The 20,488-nt window shown below is 60.7% G+C and carries 17 protein-coding genes; 6 read left to right on the forward strand and 11 right to left on the reverse strand.

What is annotated here, in order from left to right:
• Positions 1–25 precede the first annotated feature (25 nt).
• The 9 genes from F8N66_RS22095 to yaaA form a co-directional block, all read right to left on the reverse strand.
• Positions 26–1,138: a mannuronate-specific alginate lyase gene (locus F8N66_RS22095; RefSeq protein WP_150772201.1), complete on the reverse strand. Its 1,113-nt coding sequence runs from the start codon at positions 1,136–1,138 to the stop codon at positions 26–28.
• 8 nt (positions 1,139–1,146) lie between these two features.
• Positions 1,147–2,598, reverse strand: coding sequence for an alginate O-acetyltransferase (locus F8N66_RS22100; protein WP_150772202.1), 1,452 nt, complete (start codon positions 2,596–2,598; stop codon positions 1,147–1,149).
• 10 nt (positions 2,599–2,608) lie between these two features.
• Positions 2,609–4,186, reverse strand: a complete 1,578-nt coding sequence (algG, locus tag F8N66_RS22105) for a mannuronan 5-epimerase AlgG (RefSeq protein WP_150772203.1) — start codon at positions 4,184–4,186, stop codon at positions 2,609–2,611.
• 26 nt (positions 4,187–4,212) lie between these two features.
• Positions 4,213–5,703 (reverse strand): alginate export family protein, encoded by a 1,491-nt coding sequence (locus F8N66_RS22110; protein ID WP_150772204.1) that lies wholly within the window; start codon positions 5,701–5,703, stop codon positions 4,213–4,215.
• Positions 5,700–7,076 carry an alginate biosynthesis TPR repeat lipoprotein AlgK gene (algK, locus tag F8N66_RS22115; protein WP_150772205.1) on the reverse strand — a complete coding sequence of 459 codons (1,377 nt, stop codon included), beginning with the start codon at positions 7,074–7,076 and terminating at the stop codon, positions 5,700–5,702. Before algK ends, F8N66_RS22110 begins: the two co-directional genes overlap by 4 nt.
• 141 nt (positions 7,077–7,217) lie before the next feature.
• A complete protein-coding gene (locus tag F8N66_RS22125) occupies positions 7,218–8,387 on the reverse strand; it encodes an alginate biosynthesis protein Alg44 (protein ID WP_150772206.1) in 1,170 nt (389 codons plus the stop codon).
• 36 nt (positions 8,388–8,423) lie between these two features.
• Positions 8,424–9,905: a mannuronan synthase gene (gene alg8 / locus F8N66_RS22130; RefSeq protein WP_412070752.1), complete on the reverse strand. Its 1,482-nt coding sequence runs from the start codon at positions 9,903–9,905 to the stop codon at positions 8,424–8,426.
• 224 nt (positions 9,906–10,129) lie between these two features.
• Positions 10,130–11,446: a nucleotide sugar dehydrogenase gene (locus tag F8N66_RS22135; RefSeq protein ID WP_150772208.1), complete on the reverse strand. Its 1,317-nt coding sequence runs from the start codon at positions 11,444–11,446 to the stop codon at positions 10,130–10,132.
• Between the two features lie 810 nt (positions 11,447–12,256).
• On the reverse strand, positions 12,257–13,036 hold the full coding sequence (gene yaaA / locus F8N66_RS22140; RefSeq protein ID WP_150772209.1) for a peroxide stress protein YaaA: 780 nt from the start codon (positions 13,034–13,036) through the stop codon (positions 12,257–12,259).
• Positions 13,037–13,205: 169 nt separating this feature from the next.
• Between yaaA and F8N66_RS22145 the strand changes: the two genes are divergently transcribed.
• The 6 genes from F8N66_RS22145 to F8N66_RS22175 all read left to right on the forward strand — a co-directional run bounded on the left by F8N66_RS22145 (position 13,206) and on the right by F8N66_RS22175 (position 18,533).
• Positions 13,206–14,330, forward strand: a complete 1,125-nt coding sequence (locus F8N66_RS22145; RefSeq protein WP_150772210.1) for a polysaccharide deacetylase family protein — start codon at positions 13,206–13,208, stop codon at positions 14,328–14,330.
• Positions 14,331–14,665: 335 nt separating this feature from the next.
• Positions 14,666–16,060, forward strand: a complete 1,395-nt coding sequence (locus tag F8N66_RS22150; RefSeq protein WP_150772211.1) for a PhoH family protein — start codon at positions 14,666–14,668, stop codon at positions 16,058–16,060.
• A 237-nt stretch (positions 16,061–16,297) separates the two neighbouring features.
• Positions 16,298–16,771 carry a cyclic pyranopterin monophosphate synthase MoaC gene (gene moaC, locus F8N66_RS22160; protein ID WP_150772212.1) on the forward strand — a complete coding sequence of 158 codons (474 nt, stop codon included), beginning with the start codon at positions 16,298–16,300 and terminating at the stop codon, positions 16,769–16,771.
• Positions 16,768–17,010, forward strand: coding sequence for a molybdopterin converting factor subunit 1 (moaD, locus tag F8N66_RS22165; RefSeq protein ID WP_150772213.1), 243 nt, complete (start codon positions 16,768–16,770; stop codon positions 17,008–17,010). Before moaC ends, moaD begins: the two co-directional genes overlap by 4 nt.
• A gap of 2 nt (positions 17,011–17,012) precedes the next feature.
• Positions 17,013–17,465: a molybdopterin synthase catalytic subunit MoaE gene (moaE, locus tag F8N66_RS22170; protein ID WP_150772214.1), complete on the forward strand. Its 453-nt coding sequence runs from the start codon at positions 17,013–17,015 to the stop codon at positions 17,463–17,465.
• A gap of 291 nt (positions 17,466–17,756) precedes the next feature.
• On the forward strand, positions 17,757–18,533 hold the full coding sequence (locus F8N66_RS22175) for an ABC transporter substrate-binding protein (RefSeq protein ID WP_150772215.1): 777 nt from the start codon (positions 17,757–17,759) through the stop codon (positions 18,531–18,533).
• Between the two features lie 84 nt (positions 18,534–18,617).
• Here F8N66_RS22175 and F8N66_RS22180 read toward each other — a convergent pair whose 3' ends face one another.
• On the reverse strand, positions 18,618–19,259 hold the full coding sequence (locus tag F8N66_RS22180; RefSeq protein WP_150772216.1) for a transcriptional regulator: 642 nt from the start codon (positions 19,257–19,259) through the stop codon (positions 18,618–18,620).
• Positions 19,260–19,350: 91 nt separating this feature from the next.
• Positions 19,351–20,478, reverse strand: coding sequence for an NAD(P)/FAD-dependent oxidoreductase (locus F8N66_RS22185; RefSeq protein WP_150772217.1), 1,128 nt, complete (start codon positions 20,476–20,478; stop codon positions 19,351–19,353).
• Between the last annotated feature and the right edge of the window lie 10 nt (positions 20,479–20,488).

Genomic DNA, 20,488 nt, shown 5'->3' on the forward strand with positions numbered 1-20,488 from the left:
TCCTACAAGGGATTGATGTCGGGCCTCAAGAACCTTTGCCCTTCTCATTCGCCGGGTCGTAGACCTTGGTCAGGTCACCCCCGAGGCGGAAGGTCTTGAACGGTTGCATCTCGTGTTTCTTTTCCAGCACATCCGGCGAGCAGGTGTAGAGGGTGCAGAACGGTTCGAGCCAGGCGAATTTCGAGTCGACCTTCAGGTCGGTCATGTCCTGCTCTTTACCGTTCTTCTTCTCGAACTCATCCGGGTCCTTCACCCCGGCCAGCACGCGATCACCCAGGCGTTTGAGCGCACCGTTGTTTTCCTGGCGCAGATCCACACCGTTGACCTGGGCGAAACTGGCGATCATCGCCAGCGGCGGCAGGGCGTAGTTGTGGTAGGCGAGGGCGCGTTGCTGGCGCTTGAGTTCGTTGGGCAAAAAGCCCTGGGCGTCAACTTGATTGGCGCCGACCTTGTATTCCTTCACTGCCCAGTCGAACAGGTCGCGGCGGTTGGTGGCGACCGACGTTGCCATCACCGACCAGGCCGCCCAGTACGAGTGGTTGTTGGTTTTTTCCAGCGGCAGGTTGTCCCAGTCGCTGACCACCTGATCAGCCATTTTGCTGAACCAGGCTTCGATCAGCTGCGACTCCTGCTGATGGTTGGCCAGCGGATGGGAGTCGGAGAATTTCAGGCGAATGTACGACGACGCCATGCTGCCCAGCGCCCATTTGCGCATGGACTTGCCAGTATGGTTGAAGTCCTTGGACATCAGCGCATCGGCCTTGGCCCAGGCGGTCAGCCAATTGAGCGTGCATTCCAGTTGTTCCGGGCGACCGTCACGCATGAACTGCATCACCCGCTTGCTGGTGCCGCGCTCGATTTTGGTGATGTCGGCGGTGCTGTCGCGGAAGGCTTTTTCCGATTGCACGTTCAGCGTTGAACGAGCCTTGTCCGAGCCTTCGTACTTGCTGCGAAATTGCAGCGAGCCGGTGTAGGGCGTCGGCATCGCATCGCAGCCTTCGCCCTTGTCGCCGGTTTTGACTTTCTCGATGGGCGCGAAGTAGCCCTGGGGCGGGCGCAATGGCGCCGCGGCTTGAGTCGCGCCGGCGAACATCGCCAGGCTCAACAGCGTCAGTGTGGCAAGTCTCGGATTTCGCATGGCAGACCTCATTGCCCGACCGAAGCGGTACGTTGCTCCGCGCCGGGGAATACGTTGCGTTTGCAGATTTTCGCTTCGACTTTCTGTGGCGCGGCACCTGCTTTTTCAGGGCCCTGGATTTCGACGGCCAGCAGGTTCTGCGAGGCCCAGTCTTCGTCCGTGCGCAACTCGAAGGCGAAACGCCCGTCGGTGTCGGAGGTTTCCGGTTTGTCGATCTTGATGTCCTCGTGGCGACCGTTCATGTACCAGAGGGTGGCTTGCAGGGTTTTCACCGAGGTGTCGGCGAAGCGGATGTCGACCTGGTGACTGCTGTTTTGCAGGTTCAGGTTTTTGCTGTTGACCATCAGTTCGTTCTTGCCCGGTTTTAACGTGGTGCTGCCGGACATCTGGGGTTCCTTGCCTTCGCAACCGTTGTCCAGCAACGCCATCATCTGGCGGTAGATGGTTTCCTGGTCCAGGCGATAGAGCGGCGAGAATTCCCAGATGAGAATTTTCGGCGGGTTCTTCTGGAACTCGTCGCTGCCCAGGTACTGCAGCATCGAACCTTCCAGGCCGCCGCCGGGGAACGCCACGTTGAGAATGTCGGCGCCGATGGCCTCTTCGAGGAAACCGGCGAAGTTGTAGTTCTTGCCGCTGTGGCTGGTGCCGACCAGGGTGATTTCCGGGTTGCCGGAATCGCCGAACAGATCGCCATCGCCCGCTTCGCCTTTCGGCTCGGTGGTGAATTGATCCATGTACTGGATCGCGTAGCTGGTGCCACAGAGTTGACCGGCCATGTTGTGTAATGTTCCGGTCTTGCCCATGCGACCCGACTTATGGGTCTCGAATTCACGCTTGGGAATGTCGGCGAAAGCCGGGATCTGCTTGACCTTTTCGGCGACGATTTTCGCCGTGCGCTGCGCGCCGTAGGGCGTCCAGTGCTGGTCGCCACGGAAGTAGAAATCGTGGGCCGGCAGGGTGTCGGGCAGTTGTTCGTTGGTCAGTGGCGACAGGTCCGGCACTACGTAGCCCATCTGCGCGAAACGTCCGAGCATGGTCTTGTAGTTACGCAGCGCCTTGTCGAAATCGAAGCTGGCTTTCTCGGCCGGGTTGAGCTTGTTGCGGTTCACCAGGCCACGGGTCGGCTGGTAAACCACGACCAGCTCCACGCCTTTGCTCTTGAACGCATCGTGCAGCTGTTTCATGCGTTTGTAGCCGGCGGGCGTGGTATCGAACTCGGTGCGCAAGTCTTCCTGGGTACGGAACAGCCAGTCGCCCTGGGCCTGCACCAGCGTGGTGAAATTCTGCTGGTAGCGGGTGGTGTAATTCTTCGCATCGTGGGCGGCCGGGCACAGGCTGCAGCAGGGTTCGGCACTGAAGGTTGGTGCTTGGGCTTCGTCGGCGCGCGCACCAGTGCTGGCGGCGAGAATGCCGGCGGTCAGGGCCGACAGGCTGAGTAATTTGATCAAGTGTGGGTGCATAAAATTATCCTCAGTCCCGCATTTCGGTCTGGCGTTCGACAGGGTCGATCAGCACGGCTTTCTGCTGGCGCACCAGCAGGTCGAGAATTTCATCCTGGCGCTCGCCGAGAATCCCCGAGAAGCTGATGCCGCTGGATTTGGTGGGCGCGAGCATGGACACGCGATACAGCTCGACGCTCAGCGGCGAGTCGATGGACAGCGGGCCGCTGCCGTTGGCCGCCAGTTCACCGCCGACCACGATCAGCGACACCTGGGCGTCGAACGGGTCGAGCTTGATGTCGCGGTCGGTATCGGTCAGGTCCTTGATGTGGCCGTAAACGCCGGTCAGGCCGTTGGCCATGGCGACGTTTTCGTAGAGGCGAATGTTCACGCTGTTACGAATGCGAATGCCGTGGCGACGGTTGCTGATCACCTTGTTGCCCCACAGCAGGTTGTCGGCACTCTCGTAGAGGGTGATGCCGTCGGTGTGGTTCTGGTAGATCTCGTTGTGGGCGATCAGGTTGTTGACGCTGTTACGGTCGATCACCAGACCCGACAACTTGTTGTCGTAGCTGCGGTTGTTGAAGATGAAACTGTCGTTGACCTCACGGGAAATAATGATCCCGTGCTTCTTCTTGGTCCCGAACACCGTGTTGTCGGCAATGATCAGGCCGTGGGAACGGTCGTGCGGGTCGATGCCGTAGACGATGTTGTCTTTGTAGGTGTTGCCCTTGACCACGAAGTCGCGGGTTTCGTAGCAGTAGAAGCCGTACCACATGTCCGAGAACTCGGAGCCGACGATCCAGCCGGTCGGCTCGGGACGCTTGAGCACCTTGGCCATGTTCGGCGTGTACTGGGAAATACTCACGCCGTAGGACTTACTGTTGGCGTAGCCGAAGCTGGCCATTTTGCTGTTGGCGATGTAAGTCTCGGTGCCGCCCCAGGCCAGCAGGAACGGGCGGAATTCCTTCGGCGAGCGGAAGGTTGCAGGACCGTTGTCCTTCTCGCGCCAGCCGGTGATTTTGGTGTCGCGGACAAACAGCTGGCCGTCGTTGACCAGGAACGAACCGGCCTCCTGGGACAGGCGCAGTTCCTGGGTCTGCTTGTCGATTTCCAGGATGCCTTTCTCACCGACCACAATCGGCAACTTCGCCAGGAACACGCCCGGCGAGGTTTCGCTGAAGTACTGCTTGGGCAGTTTTTTCGCCAGGTCCTTGAGGTTCATGTAGCCGTCGTCGACGAAAATCGCCTGCGGGATGCCGTGCTGACGCACCACCCATTCGGCCATCTTGTTGTCGCCGCCGATGAAGTCCTTCAGGGCGTTCTCTTGCATCATCCGGCGCACGCTGATTTTGCCGGCCTTGCTGCGCACGATCTTGGCGGCGATGGCATCGCTGGTGTAGCCCGAGACGTCCGGCAGTGTCGGCTGTGCCAGTTCCAGCGGCGCGGTCGGTGCGCTGCTGACGGTGTAGGTCTTGGCTTGTTGCAGTTCCTTGGCCATGGTCGCCGGCTTGGCGGCCGGCTCCACGTTGGCGAAGGCAGCGGCACTGGCCAGCAGCATCGCGCCGGCCAACAGGCTGATCGAGCCTTTTATGGCTTGATGATTCATCTGGGAGACTCCCTTCGCAATGTGCATCAGAAGCGCCAGATCACGTCGATGAACGCGCGGTGCATGTACGAATCGACTTCCTTGCCGTAGGCGTCGCCCGGCTTGAACACGCCGCCACGCAACCGCACCAGGGCCGAAGGCTCGTCGATCGACTGGCTCAACGCCGCTGGCAACAGGCCTTGCTTGAAGTACTTGGTGACCACCAGGTCCATTTCCTGCCCCATGTCTTTTTCACCATCGGCCAGCGGCAGCGAGGTGCTCGACAGCACGGCGCCGGTGACGTCGTCGGTGTCGTTCTGCACGGCGTCGATGCCGTTGCTGCCGACCGGCTTGTTGCCGTCGACGCGCCAGAATTTGTGGTAGATCAGGCTGGCGTCGTATTCGTCGTTGAGCATCCACGAACCGAACAGCGTCGCGGTTTGCAGGTTGTTCATTTCGCCACGGAAGGCCTCGCCGAAACGGTGCACCCGCGAGCGCGTGCCGGTGAAGTTCGAGCGGTTGCTTTCCAGGCCGTTCTGTTCGTAATCGGCGCTGGCACGGGCGTAGGCCGCACCGACTTGCCATTGCGGATCGAGGCGCAGGCGCACGCCCAGGTCGGTGGCCCAGCCGTCGACATCGCCGCTGTGCTTGGCTTGTGCGGGCGCGGTGCCATCGGCGTTCAACGGGTTGACCGTGTCGCGGTCGCCGCTCATGCCGGTGATGCTGCCCCAGTAGTTGACGGTATTGGTGTTGCGCCAGTTATAGGCGTCGCTGTCGGCGGTGAGGCCGAGCCAGCTGATGTCGCCGTTCTGTTTCTTGTCCAGCGAATCGCTGGCCACACCCGGCTCCGCATAGTCGAGCTTGCCGTCATCGTGGGTGTGATGACCGCGAATGCCGACCCAGTTACCCGGTGTCCACTGGTAGGCGGCATCGGCGTAGGCGTGCAGGCGGTCCTTGTCCTTCGGCGCCAGTTCCTTCAGGTCGGTGCGGTACTCGCTGAAGCGTTCGGCGATACCGGCGTTGGCGCGCAGCAGGGTGGTGTCGAAGGTCCAGTTCAGGGCTTCGATGTTGGTGTCGCGCCATTGGCCGTCGTCGTTGCGCAGGCGTTGGCGACCGAGCTTGAGAATCTCGCCGGGGTAGGGCGTGAAGCCGCTGTAGCCGACCCAGAACTCGCGCATCGCCAGGTAGTTTTTCTTGGTCTTGCGATCACCGTTGTCGGTGGTCTGGGTGCCGTCGCTGTCGGACTCTTGCAGGGTGTCGGTCTCGATGATGTCGGTGGACGTCACGGCCTGGCCCATGGCGTAGGCGCTCCACGCGCCGCTCTCGCCGTAGACCCACGGACGCAGGTCGAGGCCGAGGCCATTGACGTCGCCACCGCTCTGGGTGCCGAGGTCGCGGTCGTCTTCGGACTGGCCGGTGATTTTCACGTCCAGGCCGTAATTCCTGGCTTCTTCCGTCATCGCAGCCAGGGTCGGGCACGACCAGATCAGGGCGAATGTCAGGCCGATACCGGCCTTCATGAATGGATTCAACTTCATAGGGCTTCCTCGCCGTCTTCTTGCAGGGCCTGCAGTTGCGGCGTGTTCTGGCTCAAGGCACCGCGCGTCGACTGTTCCTGTTTCAACAGTCGCTGGGCCTGGGCAAGCTGCGCAGGGGGCAGTTGGGCTTCGAGTGTTTGCGCAAGCTCGGTGGCTTGCGGGGTGTTCTGGGCCTTGGCGAGCTGGCTGAACACGTAGGCATTGAGCGGGTCGGGCTTGGTGCCTTTGCCTTGGGAAAACAGCTGGGCGATGGCGAAATCGGCGCTGTTCTGGCCGTTGCGCGCAGCGGTCAGCAGGTGATCCAGAGCCTTCTGCGGATAGACCTGGCCCAGGTAGCCACGGCGGTAGATCTGGCCGAGGTAGTAATCGGCGGCGACTTCGCGGCCGACGGCTTTCTGGAAATGTTCTTCGGCGACCTTGGCATCGGCCGGGACCATCTTGCCTTCGTAGTAGAGCTTGCCCAGCAACAGTTCCGCGCGCGGCTGGTCGGCGGCGCGGCCGTTGTCCAGGTACTTCATCATCTGGTCGATGTCGCCCAGTTCCGGGAAGTCGTAGATCAGTTGTGCGAGGGTGACCCACGACGCCGGGTAGCCGGGCGCGATGGGTTCGAGCAGCGACTGCGCGGTTTTTTCGTCGGTCTTGCCCAGGGACGAATCGGCGAGCACGCGAGCGACACTGTCGACACGCTGTGCGGAAACGGTGCCGCGACTGTGGGCGGCCTGCATCTGCTTGATCAGCTCGGCCTGTTGTTCCGGCTGGGCTTTTTTCTGATAGACCGTGGCCAGTTCGACATAGCAGATGTCGGTGCTGTTGAGCGCGGCCTTGCAGATGGTTTCCACGTCATCCAGGTGCTGGTCGTAGGTGCCCTGGGTGCGGTACAGCAGCACTTGCGCCAGGCCCGCTTCCGGCTTGCCTTCGGCACGCCATTGGCTGATCTGCTTCTGCGCGTCGACCTCGGGGAAACTGTGCGGGTATTGCAGGTACAGCATGGCCAACGGGATCAAGGTATTGCCTTCGCCAGCGGCGGAAGCCTTTTTCAACAGGCCTTCGGCTTCGTGGTGCTCGGCTTCGGTGGCGCCGGGCTTGGCCACCAGCAAACGGCCGAGACGCGCCTGGGCACGGGGCGAAACGCTGGCGGCGGCGCGATAAGTCGCCTCGGCCTGTTTCATCTGCGCCGGATCGCGGCTGTCGACCTGAAGATCGGCCAGGCCGACCTGGGCCTCGCTGTAGCCCAGGTCCGCCAGTTGCTGATAGTTCGCCGCGGCGGTGGCGGTGTCGCCCCGCTTGAGGGCTTCGTTGGCCAGGCGCTGGTCGGGCAGGCCGGCGCAACCGGCGAGGCTCACCGCCAATGCCAAGGCACACACAGACCCCATGTGGGAGCGGGCTTGCTCGCGAAAGCGGTGTGTCAGACTGCATGTGTTCTGAATGTTGAATTGCATTCGCGAGCAAGCCCGCTCCCACAGGGGCTGCGGTGTGTTCAGGATAGGTGGAGTCGTCACAGGCATGTCCTCCGGTTACAGACCAGCCGCCATGGCTTTGTCGATCAGCCAGTTCAGGTTCGGGCCACGGTCGCTGTTCACTTCCACCGGGCGACCGGCGAGGTTGCTGTCCAGGGCTTCGTCCGGCTGGATCAGGACGCGGATGTCGGACGACAGGTCGGCGCTTTTCAGGCTGGTGCTGCTGACGATCTTGCCGGTGCGGGTCTTGTCTTCGCCGGCGATCTGGAAGCGCACGGCGGTGCCGGGCAACACGTCGCCGAACTGACGGTAGGAGAAGCGTGCCTCGACATTGGCTTCGGTGTTGCGCGGCACCAGCTGGAAGATCACGTCGCCCTTGCTGGCGTACTGGCCGTCGGCGACCATTTGCTGGGCCACGGTGCAATCGCACGGCGACGTCAGGGTGCCGGTCATTTGCTTGCCGAACAGCTCTTCAACCTTGGCCGGGGCCAGTTGATCGTCTTCCAGGTGACCCTTGAGGACGTCGAGCATGCTGGTGCTGAAGGTCGCCAGCGGTGCGCCTTTGGCGGCTACGCCGTCGGCTTTGACCAGGCTCTGCACGGTGCCGTCGCGGGGCATGGTGATGTTCACGCCCGGTACGCTGACCAGGCCGGCCTGGGCGTGGCTGACGAAGTACATGCCGTACACCGATTTGAAGATGAAACCGAACGCGGCCAGGCCCACCACGAAAATCCCCAGGCTGAAGGTCACGGCCTTCATCCGCCCCATCGCACTCATGCCATGGCCGCCGTCCTTGACCTTGCGCGCCTTGGTGAAGTTGTCGCGCTGCAGGGTCGCCAGCACTTCGCCGATGCTGACGATGTCGCCGGCCAGGTGCGAGGTGATCAGGTGGCGCAGGGTGGAGATGTCTTGCTGTTCCAGGTTCTGGAACTGGCAACCGGCACGACCGGTCTGGCGATCGTAGGAGCGCACTTGCAGTTCGACGTCCATGGCCAGGCCGAGGTTGTCGATCACGAATTGCAGGCGAGCCTTGTACACGTCGCCGGTCTTGAGCGGCAGCTGACCGGCATTGAAGGCCAGGCCGCCGGCGGAGAGGTCGATCACTCGCGCCTCGACCGGCGTGCGGTCGGGACCGAAGAAACGCAGCTTGGCCGGGATTTTCACCCGGGCGTGCTGGCGCTGGGCTTCGGATTCATGCACTACGTTGGCGTTGACGGCGGTATTCATAAGGGCGGTTTCCTTGTTAATTCAATAAGGGGGCGGTCAGACCATCATCAGCAGCACGGCGACGAAAATGCTGCCGGCGGAGAAGGTCATGGTCCGAGACGACCAGGTGTTGAACCAACGTTGAAAGCTGGCGAGATCACGGGTCAGGGAAGTGGGCTGGCGAGTCCAGGACTGTTGGTCGAGGCGGAAGAACACGTAGATCTTCACCAGCGCGCCGACGATCTGGTTGTAATAGAGAATCAGCGGGTAAGCCGGACCGATCCGGTGGCCGGAGCAGGACAGCAGCAGGGTCAGGATCAGGCGGGTGATGCCGATCCACAGCAGGTACGCCAGGATGAACGCGGTGCCGTACTTGAAGCTGGCGATCAGTGCCACGGTCAGGCCCAGCAGGGAGGTCCACATCGACACGCGCTGATCGAACAACACCACCGAGGTGAACGCACCGAGGCGTTTGATCCCCAGGCCCAGGGCGCGGGAGTTCTGCCGCAGGTTGTTGCCATACCAGCGGAACATCAGTTTGCGACTGGCCTTGATGAAGCTCTTTTCCGGCGGGTGCTCGACCGTGTTGATCGCGGCGTCGGGCACGTAGAAGGTGTCGTAGCCCAGGCGCATCAGGCTGAACCAGCTGGACTTGTCGTCACCGGTCAGGAACTTGAAACGACCCAGGCGCCAGTGTTGCAGCGAGTCGCTTTCCACGTCGGCGATGAATTCCGGGTTGGTGACCACGGTGGCACGGAACACCGACATCCGCCCGGTCATGGTCAGCACGCGCTTGGACAGTGCCATCGAGCACATGTTGATGTGACGCTGGGCGAAACGCAGCTTGTGCCATTCGCTCATGATGTAGCCACCGCGCACTTCGCAGAACTCGTTGGTGGTCAGGCCGCCGACGTTGCCGAACAGCTGGAACCACGGCACGGTCTTGCGCACCACGCCTTCGCCGAGCACGGTGTCGCCATCGATCACGGCCACCACGGCGCGGTCATCCGGCAGGTGACGGGAGATGGCGCGAAAACCGAAGGCCAGGCCATCGCGTTTGCCGGTGCCGGGAATGCGCACGAAGTCGAGCTTCACCCGGGCAGGCGGATTCATCCGGCTCCACAGGCTCTTGACCAGCAGTTCATCGGACATTTCGACGATGGAGCAGACGATGGTGGTCGGCAGCTCGCAGTCGATCGCTTCGCGGATCACCGAGCTGTAGACCTGCGCGGTGGTCAGCGCGTCGATACGGAAACTGGTGACCATCAGGAACACGTGGGACGGGTCCGCCGCCTTGCCCAGCTTGCGCACTTTGCGCCGCAGGTGCGGATAGACCACGTACAGAAACAGCATGCCGCGCAGAAAGTGCGTGGCACCCATCGAGTAGCGCCAGATTCCGACGATACCGATCAGGAAAATGAAGTCCTTCGACTCGGAGTCGAACGTGGACACAGGCAACGCCATCGCGATGCCCATCAGTAAACTGAGATAAAACAGCCAACCGGCGGCCTGGAGGAGGCCGTGCTTTAGCCTGTGCATAATCTGCATCCGTCTCGATCTCGGGCGAAGCCCGAATGGGTTAAGGCAGGCTTGTAAAAACTGGCGCCACCCGGTTTGGATAACGCCAGAATCCCTGTAGGAGCTGCCGAGTGAAACGAGGCTGCGATCTTTTGATCTTTCGCCCGGGATTCAAGTGGACCTGGAAAGATCGCCGCCTCGTTTCACTCGACAGCTCCTACAAAGGGTTCACGCAGCTGTCTGCGTTACCAGCAGATACCTTCAGCACGGCTGACGGTGCTGGTGGCCTTGGACATGAAGCCGACCAGGTCGATCACTTGCTTGCCGTGCGGGACGTCCTTGACCAGGGCGCGGAATTTCTCGTCACGGTTGCCGAGGATGATCACGTCGGAGTTGTTGATCACCGCGTCGAAGTCGGAATCGAGCAAGGACGAAACGTGGGGGATCTTCGACTCGATGTAGTCTTTGTTCGCGCCGTGGACACGGGCGTACTCGACGTTGCTGTCGTAGATTTTCAGGTCGAAACCCTTGCCGATCAGCATTTCCGCCAGGTCAACCAGCGGGCTTTCACGCAGGTCGTCGGTGCCGGCCTTGAAGCTCAGGCCCAGCAGGGCGACTTTGCGCTTGTCGTGGCTGTTGACGATGTCGAAGGCGTTCTGCACCTGGGACTCGTTGCTGCGCATCAGCGAGTTGAGCAGCGGGGCTTCGACATCCAGGGAGCCGGCGCGGTAGGTCAGGGCGCGCACGTCCTTTGGCAGGCAGGAACCGCCGAAGGCGAAGCCCGGGCGCATGTAGTACTGGGACAGGTTCAGGGTCTTGTCCTGGCAGACCACGTCCATCACTTCGCGACCGTCGACGCCAACCGCCTTGGCGATGTTGCCGATCTCATTGGCGAAGGTCACCTTGGTGGCGTGCCACACGTTGCAGGTGTACTTGATCATCTCGGCAACGGCGATGTCCTTGCGGATGATCGGTGCGTCGAGTTCTTCGTACAGCGATTGCAGGACGTCGCCCGAGGCCTTGTCGAACTCGCCGATGACCGTCATTGGCGGCTGGTCGTAGTCGGCGATGGCGGTGCTTTCGCGCAGGAACTCAGGGTTCACGGCAACACCGAAGTCGACGCCGGCTTTCTTGCCGGAGCAATCTTCGAGGATCGGGATGACCACGTTGGCCACGGTGCCCGGCAACACGGTGCTGCGCACCACGATGGTGTGGCGGGTGGATTTGTCACGCAGGACAAAACCGATCTCGCGGCACACGGCCTCGATGTAGTTCAGTTCCAGGTCGCCGTTCTTCTTGCTCGGCGTACCGACGCAGATCATCGACAGGTCAGTGTCGCGAATCGCCTCGGCGAAGTTGGTAGTACCGCGCAGTCGGCCCGTCTGAATACCTTGCGCCAACAGTTCGCCCAGACCCGGTTCAACGATCGGCGATTTGCCTGCGTTGATCATATCGATCTTGTCTTTGGCAACATCGACGCCAACCACGTCATGGCCCCGTGCAGACAGGCAACCGGCACAGACAGCGCCCACGTAACCCAAACCAAATATGCTGATGCGCATCGCAAATTACCTCTGTGTTTATCAAGCCATTAGATGGCCGGAGTTAATGGTGTTCAGCGGTGATAGTGCACTCGCAAGTGCGTCTTGCAGGCGCAACAATGCCGTGTAGTGGCATATAAGTTACGAGTGTCTAAATAAGTGCACTCAAAGTGTGCTTAACCAGGGCTTATTGTTATGACTTGCCTTGTTATGCAGCCGATCCTCTTCTCAGAAGATATTCGTGCAAGTGTCCTGCGCGCTCGATGCCAGGCCGCAGGCCTGTAAAATCAAGCGGTTGGGTGCTCAGCGGAGCACGTTATAGGGGCGCTGCCTTGGCCCTGTAGGGGATAGTCTTCATCGGTTATCTCCTGTCCTTTGTGTGTTGCCCAAATCAGGGATTAGTCCGCGAAAGTTGATGGTGCAACTTCGCTACATGAATCTCTGCTCTGCGTAAGTTATCTCCTACAACCTCTGTGAGAATCGTTACCGGTGGTATGAGCGGTGCATTCGGACATAGTTCCGATCCGGAGATCGCGATTTCTGAAATTTCTTGAAATATTGACAAAGATGGCACTGCTCTCAAATTGATAGCACTTGCCGTTTCGCCCTTTATATATAGGCGGATTATCCGAAGGGATAGTTATTTGCCACTACCGATAAAATTTTTCAGTGCCACTACTGAAAAAAATGATCGAAGTCGAGTGAAAGTATCGTTAGAAAATTGACTAATGTAATTTTGGCGCCATAAAAATGGCGGATTTGGCGAGGAATGTGGGGTGGATCAATGAGTCGACGCCGACCGAATGGACGGTCGCGCGCCGACCGGGTGGATCACTCGGGTGCGTGATCGCGAAGGAAGACCAGGTTGTCCGGTTTCGACTGCTCGCTGCTGTAGCGATAGCCCTGTGCATCGAACTGCTTGAGGGTATCCGGGTCGTTGATGCGCTCTTCAATGACGAAGCGACTCATCAGGCCCCGGGCCTTTTTCGCGTAGAAGCTGATGATTTTGTACTGGCCGTTTTTCAGGTCCTTGAACTCGGTATTGATGATGCGCGCGTTCAGGTCCTTGCGCTTGACCGCCGAGAAGTACTCGTTGGAGGCCAGGTTCAGCAGCACGTCGTCGCCCTGGTCGGCCAGGGCTTCGTTCAGCCACTCGCTGATGCGCGAACCCCAGAACGCATACAAGTCCTTGCCCCGGGCGTTGGCCAGTTTGGTGCCCATTTCCAGGCGGTATGGCTGCATCAGGTCCAGTGGGCGCAGCAGGCCGTACAGGCCCGAGAGCATGCGCAAATGTTGCTGGGCGTAATCAAAGTCGGCTTCGCTGAAGGTTTGCGCATTCAGCCCGGTGTACACATCGCCCTTAAAGGCCAGCAACGCCTGCTTGGCGTTTTCCGGGGTGAAGGCTGGGGTCCAGCTGCCGAAACGCGCGGCGTTGAGCCCGCCGATCTTGTCGGAGACGTGCATCAACTCGCTGATCTGCGCGGGCGTCAGGTCGCGCAATTGCAGGATCAGTTCCTGGGAATGGTCGAGGTACTGCGGCTGGGTAAAGCGCTGGGTCGCCGGCGGTGTTTCGTAATCGAGGGTCTTGGCGGGTGAAATCACCATCAGCATGAAGTCGTCTCCTTTAATCGTGGGGGCGATTCTAGGGGGTTGGGGATGTTGACTCCAGCTATCGGTGCGATAGGTGATCGGTGGCTACCCACAGGGGATGTGTGTGGCTGCGGGAATATGTGGCGTATCAGCTATAGTGCCGCGCGGGTTTTGTTATGGAGACATCCCATTGCGTATCGTTCTTCTACTCTCGGCGTGGCTGCTGAGCCTGGGTGCCCTGGCGGCGCCGGGCGACGTGGCGACCCTTGATCGCGGCACCTGGCCGGAAAAGCTCAACAACCCGACGCTGTTCGACGTGGCGTCACGGGCCGAAATCCTCATGTTCGCCCGGGTGCTGCTGGCCAGCGAATCCCTGGATGAACCCGCACTGGCCCAGCGCCTGGGCCTGCGCACGGTCAATATGGAATCGGTCAACCGGGTTCGCCAGCGCCTGTGGCAACGCTTGCTGGCCAACTTCAACTTCGCCCAGCAGAGTTGCGACCAGGACGCTTCCTTCTGTTTTCTGGTCGAGGACATGCCGACCCTGCGTGAACAGGCCGGCAAATTCCTGATCGGCGATGACAGCTATTACATCAAGTGGGCCGAACCGAGCCGGTTGTTTCATGCCCAGTACCTGGACGAGCAGTTGCGCAAGGCGGCGCTGTTTCCGCAAACCAGCAGCGAAGTCGATCATTTTGGCGACTATGAGCGCAACGGCGCGGCCATGCATGACCGGTTGTTCCTGCTGACCTTCGACAGCGCCGCGAATGCCGCGCCGGACAACACCGACTGGGTGGCCGAGTACCTGCGCAAGTCGAACATGAGCGGTACGTTCTTTGTCCTCGGCAAAGACATTCAGGCGCGTCTGGCGCAGGGCTCGGTGGCCGGCCTGCAATCGATGTATTCAGGCCAGTGCATCGGTGTGCAAGGCTGGGAATTCCGTTCCCACAGCCACTGGCAGGACTGGCAGGACTCGGTGCGGCGAAGCGTCGAGCTGGTGAAAAGCAAGCTGCCGGAAAACTTCGTCCCGCTGTTCCGTCCGCCCGATGGCCAGCGCCGGTCGGATGCCGAGGCGTTCTTCAAGTCCCAGGGCCTGCAAGTGGCGCTGTGGGACATTGATGCCCAGGACGGTGCCGGCAAACTCAAGGCCAGCCAGAGCGCGCAACGGGTGCTGACCCTGATGCTGTTGTGGCGTCACGGCGTGATCAATTTCAATGTGAAACAGGAGGGGGTGAAAACGGCGCTGCCCTGGCTGATGACGCAGACGGCGCAGAGCGGGATCGGTTGGGAAGACTGTCAGGACGGGTTTCGATAAAAAGCCAGCAAGCCCGTAAACATTGGGCGAAGGGCGATTCCGGGGGGGATTTTGCTGCAGGTTGATCTCCGACTGTAAACGGGTGATGGCAGTCCGCCAAGGGCTTTTCGTCACTCTGCAAAATAAACTTCAAAAAAGCGTCAAAGTGCTTTTTTCTGTCATGTGTTTTGGAGTATTACGAAGACAGACCGCCGAAACCTGCAACACAGGTGGCGTCTCCCAAGACCCGTTTGTTTGCAGTCACTTAAATCTCCGTAGGTGAGATTCGGCGGCCACTTCGAGGCGCAGCACCGCCCAGGTATTGCGTCCACTGGCTCTGACAAAGGTGACCGAGTATGGATGATCACGGACGTAGCTCTTCTTCCAACCAGCCAATCCTTTATGTACTCGATACCAACGTACTGATTCACGATCCAAACGCACTGCTCAATTTCGAAGAACACCACGTCGCCATCCCGATGACCGTGCTGGAGGAGCTCGACAAGCTCAAGAGCGGGCATCACAGCGTCGCCGCCGAATGCCGCCAGGCCATTCGCCTGATCGACAAGACCCTGGGCGACGCCTCGCCCGAGGACGTTGAACAGGGCGTGCCGATCCAGCGGGGCAAGAGTGGGCCCAAAGGTTTGCTGTCAATTCTGATGAGCAAGCGCGCCGAGCCGAACATCATTCTGCCCGAGCACCTGAACGACAACATCATCATCAACCAGTTGATCGACCTGCACGCGCGCGAGCCCAAGAAAGCCGTGGTGCTAGTCACCAAAGACATCAACATGCGCCTCAAGGCCCGGGCGTGCGGGATTGCGGCCGAGGACTACAGCACCGACCAACTGGTCGACGACGTGTCGCTGCTGCCCAATGGCTACCACAACATGACCGGCTCCTTCTGGGACCGTGTGAGCAAGGTCGAAACCCGCCAGGATCACGGCCGAACCTGGCATCAGGTGCAGTTGATCGACAACCTGCCGGCGGTGCACATCAACGAGTTCATCATCGATGAACAGGGCTTTGTCGGCTGGATCAAGGAGATCGAGGAAGACAAGCTGCTGATCCTCGACCTGCACCAGGAGCCGCTGCTGCACCAGGAAGCCTGGGGCCTGAAGCCGCGTGATATCTATCAAAGCCTGGCGCTGTACGCCTTGCTCGATCCGGACATCCACCTGGTCAACCTGTCCGGCGCTGCCGGCTCGGGTAAAACCATCCTGGCCCTGGCGGCGGCCATCGAGCAGACCATGGTCAGCAAGCGCTATCGCCGGATCATCGCCACCCGCAGCGTGCAGGGCCTGGACCAGGAAATCGGCTTCCTGCCCGGCACCGAAGCGGAAAAAATGGAGCCCTGGCTGGGCGCCATCACCGACAACCTCGAAGCCTTGCACATGGATGACGAAAGCACCCATGGCAGCGTCGACTACATCCTCAGCAAGGTGCCGTTGCAGTTCAAATCCCTCAACTACATTCGGGGCCGCAGCTTCCAGCAAAGCCTGATCCTGATCGATGAATGCCAGAACCTGACGCCGCACCAGATGAAAACCATCATCACCCGTGCCGGCGCCGGTTCCAAAGTGGTGTGCCTGGGCAACCTGGCACAGATCGACACCCCTTACCTGTCCGCGACCAGTTCCGGGCTGACGTACCTGACCGAACGCTTCAAGGACTTCCCCAACGGCGTCCACATCACCCTGCAAGGGGTGCCGCGCTCGATTCTGGCCGAATACGCCGAATCGCATCTGTAACCGCTTCACCCAAACCGGGCGGCCGCAAAACCGCCCGGTTTTTCATGCCCCACACAAACCCTAATGTGGGAGCGGGCTTGCTCGCGAAGGCGGACTGTCAACCAATACATGAGTTGACTGACACACCGCCTTCGCGAGCAAGCCCGCTCCCACAGGGTTCGATGCCACCCGATAATCGCGCGTGCGGAAATCTGACCCTCGGGTTTACAATCGACGCTCCTGATCAGGAGTAATCCCGTGCTGACTCATCTCGATTCCCAAGGTCGCGCCAACATGGTCGACGTCACCGACAAAGACGTGACGTTCCGTGAGGCGACGGCCCAAGCGCTGGTGCGCATGTTGCCCGACACCCTGCAAATGATCGTCAGCGGCGGTCACCCCAAGGGTGACGTGTTTGCCGTGGCGCGCATTGCCGGTATCCAGGCGGCGAAGAAAACCAGTGATCTGATTCCGCTGTGCCATCCGCTGATGCTCACGGGTGTCAAGGTCGAGCTCAGTGCCGAGGGCGATGACAGCGTGCGCATCGTGGCGCGCTGCAAGCTGTCCGGGCAAACCGGTGTGGAGATGGAAGCCCTGACCGCCGCCAGCGTTGCGGCGCTGACCATTTATGACATGTGCAAGGCCGTGGATCGCGGCATGACCATTGAAAGCGTTCGCCTGCTGGAAAAGGTCGGTGGCAAGAGCGGTCATTTCCAGGCGGACCAGCCATGAACGTCACCGTGAAGTTTTTTGCCCGTTATCGTGAAGCGTTGGGCGTGGATTCAGTCAAGGTCGAAGGCCACTTCGCCACCGTAGACGATGTGCGGGCGCTGCTCGCTCAGCGTGACGGCGCCGAAGTGCTGAGCGAGCAGAACCTGATGTGCGCGCGCAACGAAGACCTTTGCCAGCTCGACGAGCCCGTCAGCGATGGCGATGAAGTCGCGTTTTTTCCAACCGTGACCGGGGGCTGATCATGGCGATTCGTGTGCAGTCCAGCGCATTCGATCCGGGGGCCGAAGTCAACGCCATGCACGCGGCCAATGTCGGCGTCGGTGCGGTGGTGAGTTTTGTCGGCTACGTGCGCGATTTCAATGACGGGCTCGACGTGGCCGGGATGTTCCTCGAACACTATCCGGGCATGACCGAAAAAGCCCTCGGCAAGATTGCCGCCGAGGCCGAGCAGCGCTGGCCGTTGCTCAAGCTGGAAGTGCTGCATCGCATCGGTGCCCTGGAGCCCGGCGAGCCGATCGTCTTCGTCGCCACCGCCAGCGCCCATCGCCAGGCCGCGTTCGATGCCTGCGCCTTTGTCATGGATTACCTGAAGACCCGCGCACCGTTCTGGAAAAAGGAAAACACCGCCGACGGCCCGCGCTGGGTCGAAGGGCGGGACAGCGATCATGCGGCGGCGGATCGCTGGAAGCAGTAGATAACCTGTTGTTTGTTGGTCGACCCGACAGACCCCTTCGCGAGCAAGCCCGCTCCCACCTTTGATCTGCGTTGTTTAGAGATCAAAGGTGGGAGCGGGCTTGCTCGCGAAGGGGTCATCAAAAGCACCCGATACCTTCCTGATTCGCCTCCCGACCGTCGGATGCGCGCACCCGATTGACGGTTCATACGTAAAAGTCCAATATGGAATTATAAGTACAAAAAAGGCCTTTCCCGTTTCTGCTTTTTCTTCTGTCTTGCCAAACCAACAACAACCCGCGAGAGAACGAATATGAAGAAGTTCCCCCTCATCACCGGTCTGGCCCTGAGCCTGTTGGCGTGCAGTAGCCTGTTTGCCGCCGAGAAAACCCTGCGCATCGGGATCGAGGCGGCTTACCCGCCCTTTGCTTCCAAGACCGACAAAGGCGAGATCGTCGGTTTCGACTACGACATCGGCAATGCGCTGTGCGCTGAGATGAAGGTCAAGTGCGTGTGGGTCGAAGGCGAGTTCGACGGCCTGATTCCTTCCCTGAAGGTGAAGAAAATCGACATGGCGCTGTCGTCCATGACCATCAACGACGACCGCAAGAAATCGGTGGATTTCACCCACAAGTATTATTTCACCTCTTCGCGCCTGGTCATGAAGGAAGGTGCGGTGGTGGATGACCAGTACGCCAGCCTCAAGGGCAAGACGGTCGGCGTGCAGCGCGCGACGACCACCGACCGCTACGCCACCGAGGTGTTCGAGCCCAAGGGCATCACCGTCAAGCGTTATGGCAACAACGAAGAAATCTACATGGACCTGGCGGCCGGTCGCCTGGACGCGATTTTCGCCGACACCATCCCGCTCAATGACTTCCTGTCGATGCCTCGCGGCAAAGGCTATGCGTTTGTCGGGCCTGAGTTGAAGGATCCGAAATACGTGGGCGAAGGCGCGGGGATTGCCGTGCGCAAGGGCAATACCGAGTTGGTCAGCCAGTTGAACACGGCCATCGATGGCATTCGGGCCAATGGCGAGTATCAGAAGATTTCCGAGAAGTACTTCAAGTCTGATATCTACGGCGATTGATAGAAAAGATCGCAGCCTGCGGCAGCTCCTACAGGGGAACGCATTCCACTGTAGGAGCTGCCGCAGGCTGCGATCTTTCGCTTTTCAGCCCTTCAATTCCTTCAAATGCTTGTAAACCGTCGCCCGTCCCATGTTCAGCACGTTGGCCACATAGTTCGACGCGCTTTTACCCTTGAACGCCCCTTCGGCATGCAGCGCCAGCACCAGCTCCCGTTTGTGATCGCGGGTCAGCAGGTTCAGGCTCAGTTGACGCTCGCGCAGCCAGGCGTGGAGGAAGGTGTTGATCCGCTCCTGCCAGTCATCGCGAAACAGTGAGTCCGGTTGCGGGATCAGTTTGGTCGGCGACAGGAACAGGTCCAGCGCGGCCTTGGCATTCTCGAACAGCGAAATATTCAGATTGATGCACAGCACGCCCAGCGGATGGCCTTCGCTGTCGCGCAGCACGGTGCTGAGGCTGCGAATCTTCTGACCGTCCCAGTTGAGCTTTTCGTACGGCCCGATATTCCGTTCGCTGACGTCGTCGCTGAGCATGTCTTCGAGCGCTGAATCATCGCCGATTTCCCGTTTCGAAAGGTTGTTGGCGATGTAGTCGACCTTTTGCGTGCGCAGGTCGTGCAGCACCACTTCGGCGTGGGGGAAGAACAGCGTGGCAATGGCATCGGCGATCGCCCGGAAGTTATCCAGGGACGCGTCGTTCAGGGCCGGGTCTTTTTCGGGGGCGTTCATACAGTAGGGCTCCGGGAAACATCAGCGCCCCGTCGTACGGGGCGCTGAAAGTGTGCCGCAATCGTGCCGGCACGTCACCTTGGGGCGTTGATCAGCCCAGGCGGGCGGGGGAGAGCATTCCGGCGCTCAAGCCGAAGCGCACGAGGTGCTCGGGCAGGGCTTCACCGCGGACCAGGGCGGCGCTGGCCTGGCCCATGGCCGGCGAGGTCTGGATGCCGTAGCCACCCTGTGCCGCGACCCAGAACAGGCCGGGCACCTGTGGATCGAAGCCGGACAGCAAGTCACCGTCGCTGACGAAACTGCGCAGGCCGGCCCAGGTGCGGGTCGGACGGCGGATGGTCAGGGTCGTGGCTTCTTCGATCTGGTAGATGCCCATGGCGATGTCCAGCTCTTCGGGCTGTACATCGTGAGGTTCGACCGGGTCGGCGTTGGCCGGCGAGCCGAGGAACATGCCGGCGTCGGGCTTCATGTAGAAGGATTCGTCGAGGCTGACCAGCATCGGCCAATGGTGGATGTCCACGCCCTCGGGGCCGGCAAAGATGAACGCCGCGCGACGCTTGGGTTGCAGGCCCAATGGTTTGGCGCCCGCCAGTTCACCGATCTTGTCGGCCCAGGCGCCGGCGGCGTTGATAATGACCGGTGCGCTGAAGGTCCCGGTGCTGGTCCGGACCTGCCACACACCGTCGGCGTCACGGCTCAGGCCCTGCACTTCGCAATCGGTGTGCACTTCGCTTTTGTTGCGACGGATGCCACGCAGGTAGCCCTGGTGGAGGGCGTCGGTGTCGATGTCGCTGGCGGTCGGGTCGTAGATCGCGCCGTGGACTTTGTCCCGACGCAGGATCGGCAGGCGCGTACAGGCCTCTTCGGCGCTGAGCAATTGCATCTCTGGCACCGTGGCTTTGGCGCTCAGGTATTGGTTGTTCAGTTCGGCCGGATCGCCGGTGAAGTCCACGGTCATCTCGCCGCGCGGGGTCAGCAGCGGGTGTTCGCAGAAACCGCTGGGCGGGGCGTCGAAAAAGTCGCGGCTGGCCTGGGTCAGTGCGCGCACTTGCGGCGTGCCATAGGCGGCGGTGAACAGTGCCGCCGAGCGTCCGGTGGAGTGATAGGCCGGATGGGATTCGCGTTCGAGGACGATGACGCGTCCGTGCTGCGACAGCCAGAAACCGGTGGAAGCGCCGGCAATCCCGCCGCCGATGATGATGAAGTCTGCCTGGCTCATGAAGGTCTCC

The organism is Pseudomonas fluorescens (assembly GCF_902498195.1).
Taxonomy (GTDB): domain Bacteria; phylum Pseudomonadota; class Gammaproteobacteria; order Pseudomonadales; family Pseudomonadaceae; genus Aquipseudomonas; species Aquipseudomonas fluorescens_BU.

What these genes read in the sequence shown, in the direction of transcription:
- moaD (WP_150772213.1), top strand. Translation starts at nt 16,768, where the DNA reads ATGAACGTCACCGTGAAGTTTTTTGCCCGTTATCGTGAAGCGTTGGGC.
- moaE (WP_150772214.1), top strand. Translation starts at nt 17,013, where the DNA reads ATGGCGATTCGTGTGCAGTCCAGCGCATTCGATCCGGGGGCCGAAGTC.
- F8N66_RS22110 (WP_150772204.1), bottom strand. Translation starts at nt 5,703, where the DNA reads ATGAAGTTGAATCCATTCATGAAGGCCGGTATCGGCCTGACATTCGCC.
- algG (WP_150772203.1), bottom strand. Translation starts at nt 4,186, where the DNA reads ATGAATCATCAAGCCATAAAAGGCTCGATCAGCCTGTTGGCCGGCGCG.
- alg8 (WP_412070752.1), bottom strand. Translation starts at nt 9,905, where the DNA reads ATGCACAGGCTAAAGCACGGCCTCCTCCAGGCCGCCGGTTGGCTGTTT.
- algK (WP_150772205.1), bottom strand. Translation starts at nt 7,076, where the DNA reads ATGGGGTCTGTGTGTGCCTTGGCATTGGCGGTGAGCCTCGCCGGTTGC.
- F8N66_RS22095 (WP_150772201.1), bottom strand. Translation starts at nt 1,138, where the DNA reads ATGCGAAATCCGAGACTTGCCACACTGACGCTGTTGAGCCTGGCGATG.
- F8N66_RS22100 (WP_150772202.1), bottom strand. Translation starts at nt 2,598, where the DNA reads ATGCACCCACACTTGATCAAATTACTCAGCCTGTCGGCCCTGACCGCC.
- F8N66_RS22180 (WP_150772216.1), bottom strand. Translation starts at nt 19,259, where the DNA reads ATGAACGCCCCCGAAAAAGACCCGGCCCTGAACGACGCGTCCCTGGAT.
- F8N66_RS22125 (WP_150772206.1), bottom strand. Translation starts at nt 8,387, where the DNA reads ATGAATACCGCCGTCAACGCCAACGTAGTGCATGAATCCGAAGCCCAG.
- F8N66_RS22150 (WP_150772211.1), top strand. Translation starts at nt 14,666, where the DNA reads ATGGATGATCACGGACGTAGCTCTTCTTCCAACCAGCCAATCCTTTAT.
- F8N66_RS22175 (WP_150772215.1), top strand. Translation starts at nt 17,757, where the DNA reads ATGAAGAAGTTCCCCCTCATCACCGGTCTGGCCCTGAGCCTGTTGGCG.
- yaaA (WP_150772209.1), bottom strand. Translation starts at nt 13,036, where the DNA reads ATGCTGATGGTGATTTCACCCGCCAAGACCCTCGATTACGAAACACCG.
- F8N66_RS22185 (WP_150772217.1), bottom strand. Translation starts at nt 20,478, where the DNA reads ATGAGCCAGGCAGACTTCATCATCATCGGCGGCGGGATTGCCGGCGCT.
- F8N66_RS22135 (WP_150772208.1), bottom strand. Translation starts at nt 11,446, where the DNA reads ATGCGCATCAGCATATTTGGTTTGGGTTACGTGGGCGCTGTCTGTGCC.